This window comes from Ochrobactrum sp. WV_118_8, assembly GCF_039631535.1.
Classification (GTDB): Bacteria; Pseudomonadota; Alphaproteobacteria; order Rhizobiales; family Rhizobiaceae; genus Brucella; species Brucella anthropi.
In genome coordinates this window covers 690,037-709,392 of the sequence record NZ_JBDIUZ010000001.1, presented here as the reverse complement: position 1 = coordinate 709,392, position 19,356 = coordinate 690,037, and the positions used below count along the sequence as shown (strand labels likewise).

Below are 19,356 nucleotides of genomic sequence, written 5' to 3'. Positions count from 1 at the left end.
CTTTGAGATGTCCCCATCATATGGGACGTTTACGACGAAAATCGAACATGCGGGACTTTGATTTCCGAAGAATTTCGGTCTAGAGAGCAGCTATGACCAATGAGATCATCTATAAGATCGCTCCGCGCGACCTTTGGGCACAAGCAGAACAGGCTGGTAGTTTTACCGGGGCTCCGGTTGATATTGCCGACGGCTATATCCATTTCTCTACTGCAACACAGGTGCGGGAAACGGCAGCCAAGCATTTTGCGGGCCAACAGGATTTGCTTCTGATCAGTGTGAACGCTTCCGCGCTTGGAGCAGCATTGAAATTTGAAGTTTCACGCGGCGGAGCCCTGTTTCCTCATCTTTACGGCGAGCTGCCGCTTGCAGCTGTTTTGAAGGTTGAACCCTTGCCACTGGGCGATGATGGTCTTCACATTTTTCCGGAGCTGGAAGATTAATGAGCGGGCTTTTTGAAACTCTCGGGCGACGTGCCCTCTTTGCCTTTGATGCGGAACAGGCACACGGCCTTTCCATCGCTGGCCTGAAGACAGGTCTTGTCACCTGCGGCGCGCCAAACGATCCGGCTCTTTCCGTCAAGGTTGCCGGCCTGCAGTTTCCAAATCCGCTCGGCATGGCGGCGGGTTATGACAAGAACGCCGAAGTCCCGGATGCATTGCTGAAACTGGGCTTCGGCTTCACCGAAATCGGCACCATCACACCGCGCCCCCAAAGCGGCAATCCACGCCCGCGCATTTTCCGCCTCGTTGAAGATAGAGCGGTTATCAATCGTCTTGGCTTCAACAATGAAGGCCATGATGCGGCGTTTAAGCGCCTGTCGCAACGTGCAGGCAAGAGCGGTATCGTGGGCGTCAATATCGGCGCCAACAAGGATGCCGAAGACCGCATCGCCGATTATGTTGCCGGTATTCGCCGCTTCTATCAGCTGGCACGTTATTTCACGGTCAACATCTCTTCGCCCAACACTCCGGGTCTGCGCAATCTTCAGGCTCGCGACAGCCTGCGTGAATTGTTGAGCCGGGTACTGGAAGCCCGAAACGAAGAAGGCAAGATGTGCACGCTGAAGCGTCCGGTTTTCCTCAAGATCGCGCCCGATCTGACCAATGAAGAACTGGACGATATAGCCGCCGAGGCAACCGAACAGAAGCTGGACGGCATCATCATATCCAATACGACACTTTCACGCGCCGGACTGAAAAGCGCAGAAAATCGTGATGAAACAGGTGGGCTTTCCGGTGCCCCACTTTTCGACCGTTCCACCATCGTCCTTGCCCGGATGCGCGAGCGCGTCGGTCCTGACATGCCGCTGATCGGTGTCGGCGGCGTGGATAGCGCCGAGACAGCGCTGACGAAGATCAAGGCAGGCGCCGATCTCGTCCAGCTTTATACGGGCCTGATCTATCGCGGCCCGAACCTGCCTGCTGAAATCGTGCGCGGCCTGTCCGCCGCTGTAAAACGTGAGGGCGTTACCAACATCGCCGCACTGCGCGACCGGGACACCAAAGACTGGGCCCGGCGCGAACTGTCTGCATGATCAAGCGATGAATTCTGTACGATAGCGTCGCGGAAGAATCGCCAGAAGCGTAACGCCGCGGATAGACAGAAACAGATTGAGAGCCAGCCAAAGCCCGTGATTGCCCATCACGGGCTTTGCCGCATAAAGAACAACCATAAAGAGTGCGAGCGACAGAAACATCATGTTGCGCATGTCGCGCGACCATGTGGCGCCGATATAGACCCCGTCCATATGGAAGGCCAGCAGCCCCGTAATGCCTGTCAGCGCCGCCCATGGCAGATATTTCAAAGCCTCGGCATGAACGTCTTCCGCCTTGGACAGAAGCCCAATGATGGCATCGCCGAACACCAGCAGGAAAAAGGCGATGATGCTCGCCATGACCAGCCCCCACACGAAAGTGAGCTTGGCACCCCGCACAAAGGCCGGGCTGTAACGCGCTCCGATCGACCGGCCGACAATCTGTTCGGCAGCCGCCGCCATGCCGTCCAGAAAGAAACCGGCAACGAGAAAGAAGTTCAACAAGACGGCATTGGCCGCAAGCGTGACCGTCCCAAGGTCGGATCCCGCCCGCGTAAAAAACGCGAAGGCAGTCAGAAGCAGGAACGAACGGATCATGATGTCGCGATTGACCGCGAACATGCGCAAAATTCCTTGCTTCTGAAAGATGCGTGCCCGGTTCGGACGCAGGGATGCATCCTTGCGGAAATGCCTCAGCACGATGAACATGCCGACGAGAGCGGCAACCGTTTCACCAGTCACTGTCGCCCAGGCAACCCCCGTGACGCCCCAGCCCATTTCAAGACCGAGGATGATGCAGAGCACTATATTGATGCCATTGAGCAGCACTTGAAGACCGAGACCGACAAGGCCCTGTCCGCGGCCAAGAACCAGCCCGAGGATCGAATAATTGATCAGCGCAACCGGTGCCGACAACATGCGGATCGACACATAGGTCGCCATGGCTTCCTGCGTGGCGGAAGTTGGATGCATGAAAGTGGACGAGACAGCGATGATGATCGGCAGGCACAGGATCATCAGACTGCCGGCTACCACCGCGATAATGATTGCGCGCCAGAAGATCGCCTGTTCTTCCACTGCATCTTCCGCACCCACGGCCTGCGCCACAAGTCCAGTCGTGCCGGAGCGGAGGAAGTTGAACATCGATAGCAGGAAGTCAAATACCAGCGCGCCGATCGCCAGACCGCCGATCAGCTCGGCCTGTCCCATCTGGCCGACAACGCCCATGTCCACAAGTCCGAGAAGCGGCGTCGTGATTGCAGCAAGCGTCATGGGAATGGCGATCAGCATCACCATCCGGTGCGTTACGTCGAACGGCCTTGTTACGCCACCAACACGTTGCAGCGACTGATCCATAATGCTTGTCCCGAATGCATTCCCTCTGATGAAGATCATCTACTCTGGAATCAATCGAAACTACAGATAATTCGGCCACCGCATTGTCGCAGTTCCTGACAGCGAACTGTCAGGAGAAACAGCAATGTTAAAGACCCAACATCATGGCCCAATATATGTAAGTGGGTTTGTTTTCAGGCGTAGCCCAGGCAAGGCCATAATGCTCGAATGTCGGATCGAGCATGTTCTTGCGATGGCCCGGCGATTTCATCCATGCGTCGAAGACGGCTTGGGTATCACGCTGTCCCGAGGCCACGTTTTCGGCGGCTGGTCCGCGGATACCCGCCTGGCGCAGTCGCGCGACGAAGCCATTGCCCCAACCGACGCTGTGGCCGATCTTTCCGTAACTCGCCATACGCCTTGCTTGATAAAGCGCGGCTTGCTCGAGCTTGGAATCGGTCGCCATCAAAGGCAGACCATTTGCCTTGCGAATAGCGTTGAAAATCGGGGTGGGATCATTGTCTCCGGCAGCCAGCGCCATGTTCAATGGCACGACCGACACCGCCAGCGCCCCACCGGCGAGGACCAGAAAGCCGCGCCGGTTAAGTGTTAATCCTTGTTTTTGCTGCATTGCCTGTCTGAGCTATCCAATTACCGAATTGAGTTCATTTCCGGTAGCTGAGGATACGGAGCAAAATAAAGGCAGGAATGACGACAGCCGCCCCAAGGATCAGATAATCGACAAAACCTGAGATTGCCGAAAAGCCCATATTCCACAGGCGCAGGAAGAAATCGCGAATGCCATAGAAAATATCATAAGGCGTCCAGTGAAACGCGCTCATGACCACGCCGACGACCAGCGAGATCAGCACCAGCTTGATCAGGACACGGGCGGGGGTATCGCCAAGAAAACGGTTCACACCATCCGACATGCAAATCTCCTGAGTGGTTATTGGTCAAAGCGACAGATTCATCGCGCAAGAAATAGGCTGTCCGTGCAGCCTTCGCAAGTTCCACACTCGTTTATCGCTGTTTGCGGTAATCTCGCGGAGCTTTCTGTTTTTGCCGCGAAAATGAACGGTTCATGCTGCGCGTATCGGTGAAACCGCTTGCAACGGCCACTTCCAGCAGGGACAGACCTGTTTCGGATAAAAGTTCCTTGGCCTTTTTAACCCGAAGTTCTTCGCGAACCTCGAATGCCGTTCGCTCAAGGGCAAGTTTGAAACCACGCTCCATCTGGCGGACAGAAATTCCCAATCGTCGCGCGACATCGATCATCGGCACCGGGTCTTCCAGCGTTTCCTCAAAAATACGGATCGCCTTGCGGATCATCGGCGAGCGTACACCGTTGAAACTCAGAGCGGGTTGTTCGGAACGTACAAGCTCATAAGGGATCATGAGGATGGATGCGCTCTTGCGCGCCAATTCCTCGGAAATCTCGTTCTGTATGATTGAAAGCGCCAGCGACGCCGTACCAAGCCCGCCAGCACAGGTGAAATGTCTTCCGCTGCGGTGAAACAGGCTGGTCGTATCGGCTGTATAACCGTCGAAAAGCTCCAGAAAATCGTCACGATGGAACCAGCTGACGCAGCAATTGCGGTCCGGCAGAAGATCGGCCTCCGCCAGCAGAAAGGCGGCAGTACAAAGACCGACTACGGTCTTGCCGCGCCGGTCCGCACGCTTGATGATATCGATCAGTGCCTGCTGCCTCGGCCGATACTGTGCAAGCAGCCCGCCGACAACGGCAACATAATCACAATCGTCGAGTTCTCCCATGGGGGCCGTCGGCTCGATCACCATGCCGGAGCTGGAGGTTACGGGGTCTCCTGATAGCGTGCAGATTTTCCATGCGCAGCGTATCTGACGGCTCTTGTCGCGATCATCGGCAGCAAGGCGAAAAGGATCGAGGAAAAGGCTGAGCGCACTCAGCGTAAAGCCCGGTAGCGCAACAATGCCGACCGATAGCCTGCGCTGCGGGGCATCCGTTGTCGCTTGAAGCTTCCCGTCCTGATCCCGTTCGATTCCAGTTGTCACTTAGGTCGGTCTCCTCCACCCAGAACTATATCTGCTCGGAGGAGGCTAATACAGTCAACGAAAATGCTTGGAAAGCTTCAACTGCTGCGCCTGATAGTTGGAGCCGAGGTCGACACCGTAAAGCGCAGATGGGCGGTGCAGCATGTGTTCGTAAACCAGACGCCCGACGATCTGCCCGTGCTCCAGAATGAACGGAACCTCATGGCTGCGAACTTCCAGAACGGCGCGGCTGCCGGTTCCACCCGCAGCGCTGTGCCCGAAACCCGGATCGAAGAAGCCTGCATAGTGAACTCGGAATTCGCCAACCAGCGGATCAAACGGCGTCATTTCCGCTGCATAAAGCGGGGGAACATGCACGGCCTCGCGTGAGACGAGAATATAGAATTCATCCGGATCCAACACGAGTTCGCGCGCGCCGCGATCATAGATCGGTTCCCAAAAGTCGAGAACGTCGTGCGCTGCGCGCTTGTCCACATCGACCACAGCCGTATGGTGCTTGCCGCGATAGCCGATCAGCCGGTCAGGACCGCCCGAAAGATCGACCGAAAGGGCGATGCCGCCGCCGGAGATATTCGGCATTTCCGCAGCAACCAGTGTTTCGGCATGATGCAGTGCGGCGAGTTCAGCTTCGTCGAGCTGGGCCCGCCCCTTGCGGAAGCGTATCTGCGACAGGCGCGATCCCGTGCGCACGACGATCGGGAATGTGCGTGGGCTGACTTCCAGATAAAGCGGGCCATTATATCCCGCAGGCACCTTGTCGAATTCCTGCGCTCCGTCCGCGATAACGCGGGTGAAGATATCGAGGCGTCCCGTTGAACTTTTCGGGTTTGCCGATGCCGACAGGTCCGCCGACAGCGCCAGCCCTTCGAGGAGCGGAACGATATAAACGCAGCCGGTCTCAAGAACTGCCCCTGCGGTCAGGTCGATCTCGTGCAGTTTCAGTCGTTCCAGCTTTTCCAGGACCGGTGTGCCTGGCCCCGGCATGAAGGAGGCGCGGACACGATAGGCCTTTGCGCCAAGCCTCAGATCGAGGCTTGCAGGCTGTATCTGATCGGGATCAAGAGGGCGTGGAGACGCCAGCAAACCGCTTTCAAACAGCGCGGAAATATCCGCATCCGCCAGAATTCCAGCATCTTTCTGCATCATTAACCCGATACTCCGTAGCCTAAAGCACGTCGTGCTTTATCGTGTTCAAGCGACATGCTTTAATCTCTTGTTTTCACGCATGTCTTTATCCCGAAACCGGTTCCCACTTTCGGGAGACATGCTGTAAGCATTGCTTGACAAAGACCATTGACTGCTCGCGGCGTCAATGCCAACCCTTCCAGCAGCTAGAAACCGGGTTTTCCGCAGGAATCCAAGCATTATCACGGCATGCGGGATGCGCTTTTCCCGAAAAAGGGCGGTTTCGGCATTGACGGCTCTACTCAACAGGCATAATGAAAATGTGTTCCGTGGTGATTTGGCCGGCCGGCTTGCAGCCACGTTAAAGAATTCGCTAAAAAAGGCCGCGGTTCGTTACCGGCCTTTTGCGTGTTCGCAAGGCCGGTTTTTTATTGGCCGCCGAGGCTCGACTATCCTGCCCCGGCCGACCAGCTTTCGACAGGTTGGAAAAATGACGACTGAGAATACCCGCAAGTTTCGCCCTGCAACTGAGCTCGTGCATGCCGGATCGTTGCGTTCCGGATTTGCCGAAATGTCAGAAGCAATGTTCCTGACACAGGGCTTCCTCTATCCGAATGCCGAAGCCGCCGAAGCGCGCTTCAAGGGCGAGGATCCGGGTTTCATCTATTCGCGTTATGCCAACCCGACCACCGACATGTTCGAAAAACGCATGTGCGCGCTGGAAGGCGCCGAAGAAGCCCGTGCAACCGCATCCGGCATGGCGGCGGTCGCAGCTGCGATCCTGTGTCAGGTGCAGGCGGGCGATCACGTGATTTCTGCCCGCGCCGTTTTCGGCTCCTGTCGCTACATCGTAGAGACTATCTTGCCGAAATATGGCGTCGAAATCTCGATTATCGACGGCTCCGATATTGAAAACTGGAAAGCGGCTGTTCGCCCGAACACCAAGGTCATGTTCCTTGAAAGCCCGTCCAATCCGACGCTCGAAATCATCGACATTGCTGCCGTTGCACAGGTCGCCAATGAAGCGGGCGCCAAACTGATCGTCGACAACGTTTTTGCCACACCACTTTTCCAGAAGCCTCTGGAGCTGGGCGCGCATATCGTCGTTTACTCTGCGACCAAGCATATCGACGGTCAGGGACGCTGCCTTGGTGGTGTAGTCCTCTCCGACCGCGAATGGATTGAAAACACCCTGCAGGATTATTTCCGTCACACCGGTCCGGGGCTCAGCCCATTCAACGCGTGGATCATGCTGAAGGGTCTTGAAACACTGGCCGTGCGCGTGCGCCAGCAGACGCTATCGGCGACTGCGGTTGCCGACTTCCTCGCAAACAAACCGGGCGTGAAGCGCGTGATCTATCCGGGACGGGCAGACCATCCGCAGGCCGACATCATCGCCAAGCAGATGACCGGCGGCTCGACCCTCATTGCTTTGGAACTTGACGGCGGCAAGGAAGCAGCCTTCAAGTTCCAGAACGCGTTGCAGGTTTTCAGCATCTCCAACAATCTGGGTGACGCAAAAAGCCTGATTACTCACCCGGCAACCACGACGCACAAGAACCTCAGCGACGAGGCGAAAGCTGAACTCGCTATCTCGGACGGCCTCCTGCGTATCTCGGTTGGCCTCGAAGATACGGATGATCTCGTCGAGGATGTAGAAGAAGCGCTGAAGGCCGCGCGCTAAGCAAACACATAGCTATATTGTGGCATTTAGGCTGCAAACAAAGGCTAAAACTGAGCATTTGCCGGAACATTTCGGCAAATGCCGTTCATTTGACGTGCCGAATTGTTGACCTCCCCCGCAACTTTAGCGATAGGTGGGGCGAACAACGGTGCCCATGAACAGAATCGGCAAACCGTTCAATGCAAAGCATCATTGCGATCCGGTTTTATCTGATCTCAAGGTGCCAAGGCCGATGTGAATGTAGGGCGGGTGCGCATGTACAGAGCGGTAACGCGGGGGATCGAAGTTTCGGTCGAACCTTTCTATTTGGAAGACCAGTCCGAGCCCGAAGAAAACCGTTATGTCTGGGGCTATCGTATAACGATTGCCAACAACTCCACGGAAACCGTACAGCTTCGTTCGCGTTACTGGCAGATTACCGATGCGAACGGGTATGTCGAGGAAGTGCGCGGGCCGGGCGTGGTCGGCGAACAACCAACACTCGAACCAGGCGACTCTTTTCAATACTCATCGGGCTGCCCGTTGACCACTACATCGGGCGTCATGGTCGGGCGCTATCAGATGCAGGGCAACGGCGGCAGTTTGTTCGAAGTCGATATACCCGCTTTCTCGCTGGATATTCCGGAACAAAGGCGAACTTTAAATTAGGTTGGTCATAAAAAATGGCTCGCCACCAGTGGTAACAAGCCATTTTCTCAGCTGTAATAAAGCCTAGGACTTTGGCGCGAATTCCGCCGGATCGAACTCATAGCGTTTCGAGCAGAACTCACAGGTCACGGAAATCTTGCCGTTGTCCGCACTCTCTGCAATTTCCTCGGCTGTAAAACCTGACAGCACACCGGAAATTTTGTCCCGCGAGCACGAACACTCGTCCAGCACAGGCACAGAGTCGAAGACGCGCACGCCGCGTTCATGGAACAGACGATAAAGCAGCCGCTCGGAGCCGACCTGCGGGTCCGTCAGTTCAGAACTTTCGATCGTTCCAACCAGCGAACGGGCTTCGTCCCATGCGTCGTCTTCGGGATGAAAGGCGACTTCGGCTTCATCCTCATCACCGCCTGGCAGGTCGGGGATGCGTGCACGCAGTTCGGATTCCGGCAGGAACTGAATGATCAGCCCGCCAGCACGCCACTGTTCCACTGGCTTACCATCAGCACCGCGTTCGACAAGCTTGGCAACGCTCAGTTTCAGATCAGTCGGAATCTGTTCCGACTGACGGAAATAGGTCGTGGCGATTTCTTCCAGCGTCGAACCATCAAGCGCAACAATGCCCTGATAGCGCTGAGTATAAGCGCCCTGATCCACCGTGAAGGCGAGTGTGCCCCGTCCAAGCAGTTCCTCGGGCTTCGTCTTGTGGGCGGCAACCGCCTCCTTTAACCGTTCCTCGTCGAAACGTGCATAGGCGCGCACCGAACGCGGCGTGCGGAAGTCGACCACCAGCATGTCGACGGGACCGTCGGACTGCGTCTGGAAGATGAACTTGCCTTCAAATTTGAGCGACGTGCCAAGCAATACGGTCAGCACCGTCGCTTCCGCCAGCAGGCGGGCCACTTCTTCCGGATAGTTATGGCGTTTCAGAATGCCGTCGATACTCGCGCCAAGCTGAACCGCGCGACCACGCACGTCGAGTCCTTCCACCTGAAAGGGCACAACGGCGTCATCGCCTGCGAAGTCGAAATCGCCCAGATTGACCTGGATGTTCTCGACTTCGGTATGCTCATTGCTGGTCTTGTCAGCCAAATTATGCTCCCAGATCGCGGCTTTGCAGACACCAGGCCAGAATGGCTTTCTGGGCATGGAGCCTGTTTTCCGCTTCATCGAATACGACCGATTGTGGTCCATCGATCACTTCATCCGTCACTTCCTCGCCGCGATGTGCAGGCAGGCAGTGCATGAAAAGCGCCTTCGGATCAGCTTTTGCCATCAGTCGCGCATTGACCTGATAGGGCATGAAAACGTTGTGGCCGCGGGCATGATCTTCCTGCCCCATCGAAACCCACGTATCGGTCACGATGCAATCTGCGCCGTTCGCCGCTCTTTCCGGATCGATGGTAGACATGATGCTCGCGCCATTCGCTTTCGCCCAATCGACATATTGCGACTTGGGTTCACTGCCTTCCGGCGTTGCGATATTGACGTTGAAATCAAAACGCGCCGCAGCTTCAACCAGCGAGTGGAGGACGTTGTTACCGTCCCCCATCCAGGCAAAAGTCTTGCCTTTGATCGGGCCGCGATGTTCCTCATATGTAAGAACGTCAGCCATGATTTGACAAGGGTGTGTATCGTCCGTCAGTGCATTGATAACCGGAACAGTTGCATATTCGGCAAGTTCCAGCATGCGTTCATGCGATGTGGTGCGGATCATGATCGCATCAACATAGCGTGACAGAACTTTCGCCGTATCGGCGATGGTTTCACTGCGCCCGAGCTGCATTTCCGAACCGGTCAGCATGATCGTCTCGCCGCCAAGCTGGCGCATACCGACATCGAACGACACACGCGTGCGCGTGGAAGGCTTTTCGAAGATCATCGCAAGCACCTTGCCGGCGAACGGTCGTTCGATTTCTCCCGCCTTCAGGCGCGCCTTGCGCGCCTTGGCGTCTTCCATGATAGCGCGAAGTTCCGATGCCGGAACAGCAGAGAGGTCGATAAAGTGTTTGATCCCGTTATCGTTAGCCATGATATCACGCCGTCTTGCTGATCGGATTTGCAGTTGCGAGCCGTTCGACCGCCGTTTCAATGCGCTTCAGCGCTTCACGTGCTTCTTCCGGCGTCGTAACCAGCGGTGGCAACAGACGAACGACATTGTCGCCAGCGCCGACGCTCAGGAAATGCTCGTCACGAAGGGCTTGAATGAGACTGGTATTCGGCAACACACATTTGATACCGATCAGCAGGCCGCGACCACGGATTTCGGAAACAACACTTGGGTAGCGGTCAACGATGGAAGCAAGCCCCTGTTTCATGACCAGAGCGGTTGCCTGAACATTTTCGAGGAAACCGTCAGCCAGAACAACATCGAGCACGGCATTGCCGACGGCCATGGCAAGCGGGTTGCCGCCATAGGTCGTGCCGTGAACACCAGCCGTCATGCCCTTGGCCGCTTCTGCGGTCGCGAGACAAGCACCCATCGGGAAACCGCCGCCGATGCCCTTGGCCACAGCCATGATGTCCGGCTTGATACCAGCCCACTCATGCGCAAACAGCTTGCCCGTGCGGCCAACGCCGGTCTGCACTTCGTCGAGGATCAGCAGAAGACCCTTTTCATCACAGATCTGGCGCAGCATGCGCATGAATTCTTCAGGGAAACCGCGCAAACCGCCTTCGCCCTGCACGGGTTCAAGCAGGATCCCTGCAGTCTCATCGGTGATAGCGGCACGCAATGCCGCTTCATCACCGAACGGAACCTGATCAAAACCGTCGACCTTCGGGCCAAAGCCTTCGAGATATTTGGCCTGACCGCCAGCGGCAATCGTGGCCAGTGTGCGGCCATGGAAGGCGCCTTCAAAGGTCACAATGCGGTAGCGTTCCGGGTGACCGCTTACATATTGATAGCGGCGCGCGGTCTTGATCGCGCATTCAAGGGCTTCAGCGCCGGAGTTGGTGAAGAAGACCTTGTCGGCGAAAGTGCTCTCGACAAGACGCCGTCCTAGCTTCTCCTGCGCCGGAATTTCGTAGACATTCGACAGATGCCACAGCTTTTCCGCCTGGGTCTTCAGCGTTTCCACCAGATGTGGATGCGAATGGCCAAGCGAGTTCACAGCAATGCCGGCAGCAAAGTCGAGGTAACGTTCGCCGCTTTCGGTAATCAGCCAGATGCCCTCACCTCGCTCGAAGCGCAGCGCCGCACGATTATAGGTGTCGTAAAGCGGTTGCACGGTCGTAGCGTCGGTCATAGCGTCAGGCCTCCAAAGCCTTTTTTGCAGCTTGCACGGTCGCACCGGCAAAGCTGTGTTTCCCATAAACAGTCCTCAGGCACTCGAAACGGTTCCCACCTTTCGAAAAGCGCCCAATATTCCATCCCAGCTGCCGCGAAAATATAATGAGACATGAGGGAATGGCCCAGATAGCTCATGCTCCTCGCCTGAGCTTCCGGCAGAAATAAAAAACCGCCCTCAGGGCGGCATATTTATCTCGCGCGTATATTGGCGTTCACAAAAAAAATGTCAATCAAAGCAAGCAAGGTTTGCAGGCCATCTTTCGGCATGAGTTCATGCATTTTCTCGTTCTTGTAACATTCGCCGGTCGAAGGTGACTTTACGCGAGCATCCACACTCTATAGAGAAAGGCCTCTCCTCGGCTGAGGCTGCCAGACGGCATATCCGCTTCGCAAGTTCGCGATGTTCCATCCTGAAACAATCCGGGTTTTCAGTTCAGAACCAATTGCGTGCAAAATTTCGGCGCTGGATCAAAGAAAAACCGTCTTTGGCACCCAAGTTGGGGAAAACCATAAAAATGGAATCTGCCTGACAGGGCTATCCCTTGTCATGGAGTCGTTGGATATTGTAGTTTCTTTTTAGAGATTAAAGCTACATTTCGTGCGGCGGACCTAGTCACCCGGATAGATATGGTGTTTGCGCTTGGAGCAATCCGAGAACACTGGCGGATTCCGGATAACGAAAATGATTGGAGCCCAGGGCGATGAACTGGACAGACGAACGCGTCGAACTACTGAAGAAACTGTGGAGCGAAGGCTTGAGCGCAAGCCAGATCGCAGCACAGCTTGGCGGCGTGAGCCGTAATGCAGTGATCGGCAAAGTGCACCGTTTGAAGCTTTCGGGCCGTGGCAAAACCACGACCGCTGCTCCACGCAGCAAGAAGGTCAACACGGTTGCCGCAGCGCCACGTCCTGCAGCACAACATTCAACCGGCGTGCATACGACGACGATGCGCACGGCTACGGTCACCAAGACGGTTGGTGCTACTGCACTTCAGATGGACTACGCCGTAGACGTCGTTGCGGAAAGAGTGGTCAAGCCGGCTTCAGATGTAGTGGTGCCTATTTCGCGCCGTCTCTCACTGCTGCAGCTGAGCGAACGTACCTGCAAGTGGCCGATTGGCGACCCGCTGAACGAAGACTTTCATTTCTGCGGCCATGAATCCGGTGAATCGAGCCCATATTGCAGCTATCATTCGCGTCTGGCTTTCCAGCCGACTGCGGAACGCCGTCGGGCTCGTTAAGACGAATACGAGAATGAGATTATCGGGCCCCGAAGCGAAAGCTTCCGGGGCCTTTATTTTGGTCCACACACGCCTTGTCCCGAAAGCCACCCCACAATTTTCGGGGCGCGTTCTATTTCAAAGTGGACTTGTAAACTTCCAGCGTGCGGTCAGCGATCCCGCTCCAGCTGTAATCCCGCGCGATCCAGTCGATCATTTCTTGCGACTGCTTGCTGGTCAACGGGCTATCGATCTTCTGCCGCAGCGCATCCTTCAATGCATCGACATTGCCAAGCGGAAAGTAACTCTCCTCTGAAAGCCCCACTTCGACATTGGCAGTAATATCGCTTGCGAGTACGTTCAAGCCATACCCCATCGCCTCCAGCAGAGCGATCGGCATGCCCTCGTGGCTGGATGGCAGAACGAACAATGCCGCCTGACTGAACAAGGCTGACAGCTCTTCTCCCTGAAGTGCGCCCGTCAGCACGACACCTGGCACAGCATCAGCCCTTGCGCGGACGGCTCCGGCATATTCAGCGGTATATTCCGCCGAACCGATCAGAGCCAGTTTCAAAGAAGAATCGGAAAGTTTTGCAAAAGCCTCGATGAGATCGAGTTGACGTTTCTCTGGAACAATCCGTGCCACAAGAGCGATATACCGCTCCGGTAACAGGCCGTGCTTCTCCAACCACGTCTTGTCTCGGCAGGCAGGACGCAGCGTGACGCCGTTCGGGATAAATGTGTTCGGCACATGGAAATGCTGTTGCATGGTTTGCGCGATGTCGTTGGACACAGCGATACGTGCATTTGCAAAACGCATCCCGCACCATTCGCCAAGCTTCAGCATCGTGCGCGCAAGACGCCCCCACTTCTGACGATTATAGTCAAATCCGTGGTGCGTCACGACCGTGCGTAACCCCAGCAGACGCGCCAGCGGAACAGCCAGAGCCGGACCGATTGCGTGAATGTGCAGAACATCCGGACGTTTGAACCCTGCCCGCAGCACGCCCAGAACCGTATGGACAATCGCCTCGAATTTCATGGAAGTCGGCGCCCAGATCGGCGTTACCCGCACACCCTCCCATACATAAGGCTGTTTCTTTTCAAGATATGGGCGACGTCCGATGACATCGACATCCCAGCCCCTTGTCACATAGAGCCGGGCGAGCTCCTCGACATGTTTTTCCACTCCGCCTTGTACGTTTGGAACACCGCGTAGACCCAGCATCATGACGCGAGGTCGTTTGTCGTTTCGGACCATCAAAGCGCCCCTAACTCGGCATAAAGTTCCAGCGTGCGGTTTCTGTATGCCTGTGGCGAGAATTCATTACCGGCCCAGACCCGGCCTACATTCCCCATCTTGCGCCGCGCCTGCGGAGATAATCCCGCAAACTCGCCAAGAACCCGGGCGAGATCATCTATATCGCCTGCACGGGAAACCATTCCGGTCTCACCTTCGATGATCATTTCGGGAATTCCACCAATGTCTGCGCCAATCACCGGCACCCCAAGCGCATAGGCTTCCAGAATACTGATCGGGGCATTTTCATACCATTCAGACGGAAGAACGAGCGCCTTTGCTTCTCCGATCAGCCTATGCAGTCGTTCACCCGAGACATAGCCTGCGAATGTGACATCGCCGCCCGCCTCAGTGGCAATCGCTTTCAGTGATTGTTCTTCAGGCCCGGTGCCTGCAATAACAAGTTTCTGCCTCGCAATCGCCGCTGCACGAATGAGGGTACCGATCCCCTTTTCCGGCGCCAGTCTTCCGACATAGGCGAAGTAATCGCTCTCATCTGCGTAAGGTTTCAGATCGTCCGTATGGGCGAAGTTGGGAATATAGACCAGCTTTTCTTCAGGCCAGCCCCATTCGGCAAGCTTGGCAATATAGAAGCGGCTCGGCACAACGATGCGGTCAAGCGTATTGCGGTAAAGACCAAGCATGCGATGAATGGCTGTTTCAACGAAAACCAGCCCGCTCAGCGCCGTGGAATCCTTGATGCATTTATGAAGCGCCACATTATAAATGCGCCCGCCCTTGCAGCGCTCGCAAATCTGGTTGTGTGACAGCATTTTATAGGCCGGACAGGCCAGCTTCAGGTCGTGGGCTGTCATGACCGTCGGGATACCCGCGTCCTTCAGAACCGGGAAAATCGACGGTGACAAATGATGATAGATATTATGTGCATGCGCGACATTCGGACGAAAACGTTCGATCAGCGCCTTGATCCGGTCGCGCGCTTCCCATGAATAGATGATCTTGCCCGCTTGCACGAACTTTGTGAGCGGGCTGCTTTCCCGGCCATACTCAATTTCCGAGACGAAATAGGAAGACCAGTCGGATGGGAAATTATCCGGATGCTGCATGGCAAAAGGTGCCGTTTGCCAGCCGATTTCAGAAAATAGTTTGATGTGGTCGAGAAAAACAGTTTCGGCGCCACCGCGCCGATAAAAGTAATTGTTGATCGCCAACAGGCGATGTTCTTTATCATTTAAATGCGTCAAGCAGCACCTCGTTGAGCACCAAGGCGCGCCAATGCTTCGCGGACAGAAAGAACAGCCGCCCCACTTTTCACCGCATGAGATACGAGGCGCTCAAAGGTTTCAGGCTTGCACCCGAACTCGGTCGGCGTATCGCTGACATCATGCGTATAGAAGACAAGCCAGCCGGGATTTGCATTCAGATCATCGATCCAGCGAGTCTGGCGCGCAGCGTCATCGTCAGGCTGCCTGATCTCCACCGCCTGCAGAAAGGCAAGGTCGATCATGCCGCGATTGATGCGGTTGCCACCTCCGCGGCATGTAGAGAAACGATCAGCAAAGAGCCGCCGCGACATCATGGAAGATGCGCAGTAGGGATAAGCGAAATTGCGCGCCTCGACACGATCAGGCTCGAACACATCGAGATAGGCGGTGTTGCGATCTAAATCGGCCACTATGTTCTGCGCCCCGACATAAGGAACCTTGAGATGATCATAGGTATGGCAACCCAATTCATGTCCGCGCTCGACCAGTTTCCGGCAGCCTTCCTGTGTGATCAGGTTCCTTTTGGCTTCTTTCGTACCAACCAGGTTGCCTGCAATATAGAAAGTGCCATGAACCCCATGCTTGTCGAGAATGGCAGCCCCGGCGCTTTCGGCCGTATCAGGCACATCGTCAAATGTGAAAGTGATGATCCGTTCATTCTTCGGCAGGCAGAATGGGCGCAATGGAAACCGACGGCTGATGCTGTCGTTCAGCCGTATAGCATACCATTCCAGGCGGCTGCGCGCCTTGTCGAGACTATCCATTTCCATCATTGCCCCAGCCCCCAAAAGCTGTTTCAGACGAGCTTTGCCTTTGCCTGCAAGCGCAATCCGAAGACAGCAACCATAATGCAGAACCACACCGCCCCACCGTTCTGAAAGAACGTGCTCTCCATACAAGACATATATAATCCGTAAAGCCAAAGGCGAATATAGAGGAGCGTTAATATAGGGTCGTTATCTGTGCTTTCCGCTTCCTTAATATACCGAAGCGGTAAGACCATTATCCAGATAAGCGTCAGAATTAAACCAATAATCCCAGCATTGATCATCATATCCAGAAAAGAATTATGTGCATTGAAGGCTGCAACCGCCCAGCTTGCGCCACCGCCACCTGCATAGACCATTTCCGGCGTTTTCCAGAACGAGTCCAGACCGTAGCCGAAAATCGGCTTTGCCGAGATTGCGGCGAATGCGAGTTTCCAGATGTCAGATCGATTTGTAAAGCTGGCGTCAACGCCCAGGCTTTGGACAAGCTCGCGCAAGGGATCGAAAACGGCCGCTCCGACAGCAATAATATTGAAAGCAGCGATCCCGCCGATAGCAATGAAAACACGTGTCCATTTCAGTCGCACAAACACCAGCGACATCACGACGATAAACGGCAACATGGCCGTCGATGTCTTGCCGCCCGTGTTAAGAACAAAGAACACGCAAAGGGCGACGATAAGCATACCCGTCTTCGGCAAGCCGGTTTTCCAGATATAGAGGCCGAAAAAGCTCATCAGCACCAGAGAGGCGGCGGCGGCATTCTTGTGTGGATAGTGGCCGCGCCATGCACCGGCCAGCATAGGTTCAATAACTTCAGTACCCTGATGAATAGCCCGTTGCGGCATAAAGATTACGCCGAAATAGGCAAACGCCAGGGTTATCAATGAACCAACTGCCAGCAACCGTGCCATCTGGCGTTCGGATTGCGGCAACATGAGAAAGATGCTCGCATTCAACGCGGTCAGGATGGACAAGACCACTTTCTTGCTGGCGATCATCGGGTGAGCCGACAAAAGGGCCGTCATAAAGAGCCAAAAGAAAACCAGGCCAATCAGAACGCGCGGTTGCAGAATGGCACTGCGCATGGAGCTGCTCAGTGCGCAAACCAGAAAGCTGCCCGTCAGAAACAAGGTGACCAGCTGGTTGAGCGAGCTGGAATCTGCAGCTTTGGCTGTGACGCCGGTCACGGCACCAAGATCCGGATAGGGATTGGTACCTATCCAGATGAATAAGAACATGCAGAGAAAGAGAGCGGCCCCGATAGCTGACGAGACTCGCGGTTGTATCTCCTCACGGTAATGAACCGATAGTTCAGCCAAGTCAGACCAGACCCTCACGGTTTCGACGCCATGCACCAAGATAGCCCAAACTGAGCGCGAGAACCGCACCAAGGCCCATCCCGGCAATGCCACCCCCAGCACCAAGCACGACGGTCTTGGGTGGCCAGCTGCGACCAATCGGAGGAATGGCAGTCGAAATGATCCGGATATTGGTCGCATCGAGTTGCTTGCGCTGGCTCGTCTCCGATGAGCGGGTCAGGAACGTATTGTAGATAGAGACCTTGGCGGCCATGTCGCGTTCGAGGTCCGAAAGCTGGACTTGCGCGTCATTGTCGAGCGCAACAGCCGAACGTGCGGAAGCGGCCTGTGCGTTGAGAGCCGCTACAACGGCATTTGCCTGATCGAGGTCAACCTTGGCCGATTGCAGGATACGCGCCCGTTCCTGCGCCAGCTGCTGCTCCAGACCGGCAAGCTGGCGTTCCGTATTCATCAGTTCCGGATATCGCGGACCATAGGTCATGGCGAGAGCATCGTAGCGCTGTTTCAGCGACGCATATTGTCCACGCAGGTTCGTCATCGTGGGCGATTGCAAGGTGCTTGCCGGACTAACGGCGCTGCCGGTATCCTTTGTCAGCTCCTGATAGCGGGTGCTTGCATCGGCAACGCGCGCTTGGGCATCGACCAATTTAGAATTGATCTGCGTCATCGACTGGGTGCTGACGAGTTCGCCACCTGATGTTTGCAGGCCGTGCGCCCGGCGGAACGCCGAGACTTTTTCTTCCGCTTCAGTTGCCGCCTTCTGCAGAGAGGACAGACGTTCGGATAGGGCAGCGGCAGCACGTCCTGCGCCATCGGCATCTGCTTGTGCAACTTCCTCCTGGAAGGCGTTCGCCAGAGAATCTGCGACCTTTACCGATTTTTCGGGATTTTCCGTCCAGACCGCAATCGTAACCAGATAGGATCGTTCAGGACGCGTAACGTTGATCCGCTGCGACAGTGCACGCACAGCAGTCAGTGTATCATCTTTCGGACCCGTCGGTTTGCTGAGGCCAAGCATAGCCCTAACATCGAACGCTGGCGGAGGAGGCACAAACTCCTCATCCTCATTCAGCTTCAAGTCCGTCACGACCCGTCGGAGTACGTTGCCGGAAGTCAAGATGCGCATTTTGCTTTCGATGTCGAGAATCTGGCTGTCAGCCTGCAGGCTCTGGGCATAAACATCGTTGGGCAACAACTGGAGTCCAGACGGCGGAACCAGCAAATCCGTATAGGCTGTATAACGAGGCTTTGCCGTCATGCCGTAGGCGAGACCCGCCAAACCACCTATTATTGCGAGCGCTGCGATCAAAATCCACCGGGCACGCATCCAGGCGAGCGCCTCGAACAGGTCGAGTTCCGGCAGCATCAGTCCCTTGTTTGCAGGCGCAATGGTTTCAGTAACCTTTTCTTCTTCACGGACAACATACGTCTCGCGTCTGACTGCACGCAGCCGGTCATCGACGGATGCCAGATTTTCACTGGCAGTCTCTGTTACCCGTGCTTTCGAAGCGAGGTCGCGCAAGGTGTACATTAGTCGTCCCTAAGGTTCACTCAATAGCGCAAACATGGCGCTACTATTTTCCTTAGACTTAAAGATTAAAAAATTCGGTTAATGAAAGGCAATCATCTGCACGAGTGTCACCAAAATGCAAATGACGGTCATTTAGTCCTGCAGTTTGTGATAAATTTCGGTCGACATGCTTGGCACCTCATGTTCTTCGGGACTAAGAGAAAACAGTGCATATGCCTCATCATCAGAAGCTTTACGAAAAAGAAGCCTCTTCGCTGTCATAACCTTATCTTGAAGTTCCAAGCGTGCCTTTGATCCTCCAGAAGCACGCTGAGCCATAGCGGCCCGAAAACTCG

General features: G+C 55.5%; 18 protein-coding genes and 1 riboswitch. Of the genes, 5 read left to right on the top strand and 13 right to left on the bottom strand.

Annotated elements, in window-relative coordinates; genetic code table 11:
- Nucleotides 1–92: 92 nt before the first annotated feature.
- Nucleotides 93–443: a DUF952 domain-containing protein gene (locus ABDF71_RS03315; RefSeq protein ID WP_010658226.1), complete on the top strand. Its 351-nt coding sequence runs from the start codon at nt 93–95 to the stop codon at nt 441–443.
- Nucleotides 443–1,537, top strand: a complete 1,095-nt coding sequence (locus ABDF71_RS03310) for a quinone-dependent dihydroorotate dehydrogenase (RefSeq protein WP_010658225.1) — start codon at nt 443–445, stop codon at nt 1,535–1,537. The genes ABDF71_RS03315 and ABDF71_RS03310 overlap by 1 nt, the downstream gene beginning before the upstream one ends.
- Here the strand turns inward: ABDF71_RS03310 and ABDF71_RS03305 are convergent, their stop codons facing one another.
- From ABDF71_RS03305 to ABDF71_RS03285, 5 genes are all read right to left on the bottom strand, one after another.
- The gene (locus ABDF71_RS03305) at nt 1,538–2,893 is read right to left on the bottom strand and encodes an MATE family efflux transporter (RefSeq protein WP_010658224.1); all 1,356 of its coding nucleotides are present in this window, start codon (nt 2,891–2,893) and stop codon (nt 1,538–1,540) included.
- Nucleotides 2,894–3,020: 127 nt separating this feature from the next.
- Nucleotides 3,021–3,503, bottom strand: coding sequence for a CAP domain-containing protein (locus tag ABDF71_RS03300; RefSeq protein ID WP_010658223.1), 483 nt, complete (start codon nt 3,501–3,503; stop codon nt 3,021–3,023).
- Nucleotides 3,504–3,537: 34 nt separating this feature from the next.
- Nucleotides 3,538–3,804 carry a DUF6460 domain-containing protein gene (locus tag ABDF71_RS03295; RefSeq protein WP_010658222.1) on the bottom strand — a complete coding sequence of 89 codons (267 nt, stop codon included), beginning with the start codon at nt 3,802–3,804 and terminating at the stop codon, nt 3,538–3,540.
- A 91-nt stretch (nt 3,805–3,895) separates the two neighbouring features.
- The gene (locus ABDF71_RS03290; protein ID WP_012090703.1) at nt 3,896–4,906 is read right to left on the bottom strand and encodes a GlxA family transcriptional regulator; all 1,011 of its coding nucleotides are present in this window, start codon (nt 4,904–4,906) and stop codon (nt 3,896–3,898) included.
- 54 nt (nt 4,907–4,960) lie between these two features.
- Nucleotides 4,961–6,052 (bottom strand): 2'-deoxycytidine 5'-triphosphate deaminase, encoded by a 1,092-nt coding sequence (locus ABDF71_RS03285; RefSeq protein ID WP_010658220.1) that lies wholly within the window; start codon nt 6,050–6,052, stop codon nt 4,961–4,963.
- 298 nt (nt 6,053–6,350) lie between these two features.
- Nucleotides 6,351–6,430, top strand: a riboswitch (SAM riboswitch).
- A gap of 91 nt (nt 6,431–6,521) precedes the next feature.
- Between ABDF71_RS03285 and ABDF71_RS03280 the strand changes: the two genes are divergently transcribed.
- Nucleotides 6,522–7,715: an O-succinylhomoserine sulfhydrylase gene (locus ABDF71_RS03280; protein ID WP_010658219.1), complete on the top strand. Its 1,194-nt coding sequence runs from the start codon at nt 6,522–6,524 to the stop codon at nt 7,713–7,715.
- Between the two features lie 255 nt (nt 7,716–7,970).
- Nucleotides 7,971–8,363: a Co2+/Mg2+ efflux facilitator ApaG/CorD gene (apaG, locus tag ABDF71_RS03275; protein WP_010658218.1), complete on the top strand. Its 393-nt coding sequence runs from the start codon at nt 7,971–7,973 to the stop codon at nt 8,361–8,363.
- A gap of 63 nt (nt 8,364–8,426) precedes the next feature.
- Here apaG and ABDF71_RS03270 read toward each other — a convergent pair whose 3' ends face one another.
- From ABDF71_RS03270 to ABDF71_RS03260, 3 genes are read right to left on the bottom strand one after another with little or no spacing between them, the layout of a single operon-like run.
- Nucleotides 8,427–9,455 (bottom strand): Hsp33 family molecular chaperone, encoded by a 1,029-nt coding sequence (locus tag ABDF71_RS03270; RefSeq protein ID WP_010658217.1) that lies wholly within the window; start codon nt 9,453–9,455, stop codon nt 8,427–8,429.
- A 1-nt stretch (nt 9,456) separates the two neighbouring features.
- Complete coding sequence (gene argF, locus ABDF71_RS03265) at nt 9,457–10,395, bottom strand: ornithine carbamoyltransferase (RefSeq protein WP_151662721.1); 939 nt, start codon at nt 10,393–10,395, stop codon at nt 9,457–9,459.
- Between the two features lie 4 nt (nt 10,396–10,399).
- The gene (locus tag ABDF71_RS03260; protein WP_151662720.1) at nt 10,400–11,611 is read right to left on the bottom strand and encodes an aspartate aminotransferase family protein; all 1,212 of its coding nucleotides are present in this window, start codon (nt 11,609–11,611) and stop codon (nt 10,400–10,402) included.
- A gap of 745 nt (nt 11,612–12,356) precedes the next feature.
- Here ABDF71_RS03260 and ABDF71_RS03255 point away from each other — a divergent pair.
- Complete coding sequence (locus ABDF71_RS03255; RefSeq protein WP_010658214.1) at nt 12,357–12,896, top strand: GcrA family cell cycle regulator; 540 nt, start codon at nt 12,357–12,359, stop codon at nt 12,894–12,896.
- Nucleotides 12,897–13,008: 112 nt separating this feature from the next.
- Here the strand turns inward: ABDF71_RS03255 and ABDF71_RS03250 are convergent, their stop codons facing one another.
- Genes ABDF71_RS03250 through ABDF71_RS03230 form a run of 5 tightly spaced genes read right to left on the bottom strand, consistent with a single transcriptional unit; the run spans nt 13,009 to nt 19,021 of the window.
- Nucleotides 13,009–14,136, bottom strand: coding sequence for a glycosyltransferase family 4 protein (locus ABDF71_RS03250; protein WP_500061038.1), 1,128 nt, complete (start codon nt 14,134–14,136; stop codon nt 13,009–13,011).
- Nucleotides 14,136–15,380: a glycosyltransferase family 4 protein gene (locus tag ABDF71_RS03245; RefSeq protein ID WP_012090701.1), complete on the bottom strand. Its 1,245-nt coding sequence runs from the start codon at nt 15,378–15,380 to the stop codon at nt 14,136–14,138. Before ABDF71_RS03245 ends, ABDF71_RS03250 begins: the two co-directional genes overlap by 1 nt.
- Nucleotides 15,377–16,174: a polysaccharide deacetylase family protein gene (locus tag ABDF71_RS03240; RefSeq protein WP_010658211.1), complete on the bottom strand. Its 798-nt coding sequence runs from the start codon at nt 16,172–16,174 to the stop codon at nt 15,377–15,379. The genes ABDF71_RS03245 and ABDF71_RS03240 overlap by 4 nt, the downstream gene beginning before the upstream one ends.
- Before the next feature lie 23 nt (nt 16,175–16,197).
- Nucleotides 16,198–17,526: an O-antigen ligase family protein gene (locus ABDF71_RS03235; RefSeq protein WP_433761582.1), complete on the bottom strand. Its 1,329-nt coding sequence runs from the start codon at nt 17,524–17,526 to the stop codon at nt 16,198–16,200.
- Nucleotides 17,492–19,021, bottom strand: coding sequence for a GumC family protein (locus ABDF71_RS03230; RefSeq protein WP_500061035.1), 1,530 nt, complete (start codon nt 19,019–19,021; stop codon nt 17,492–17,494). Before ABDF71_RS03230 ends, ABDF71_RS03235 begins: the two co-directional genes overlap by 35 nt.
- Between the last annotated feature and the right edge of the window lie 335 nt (nt 19,022–19,356).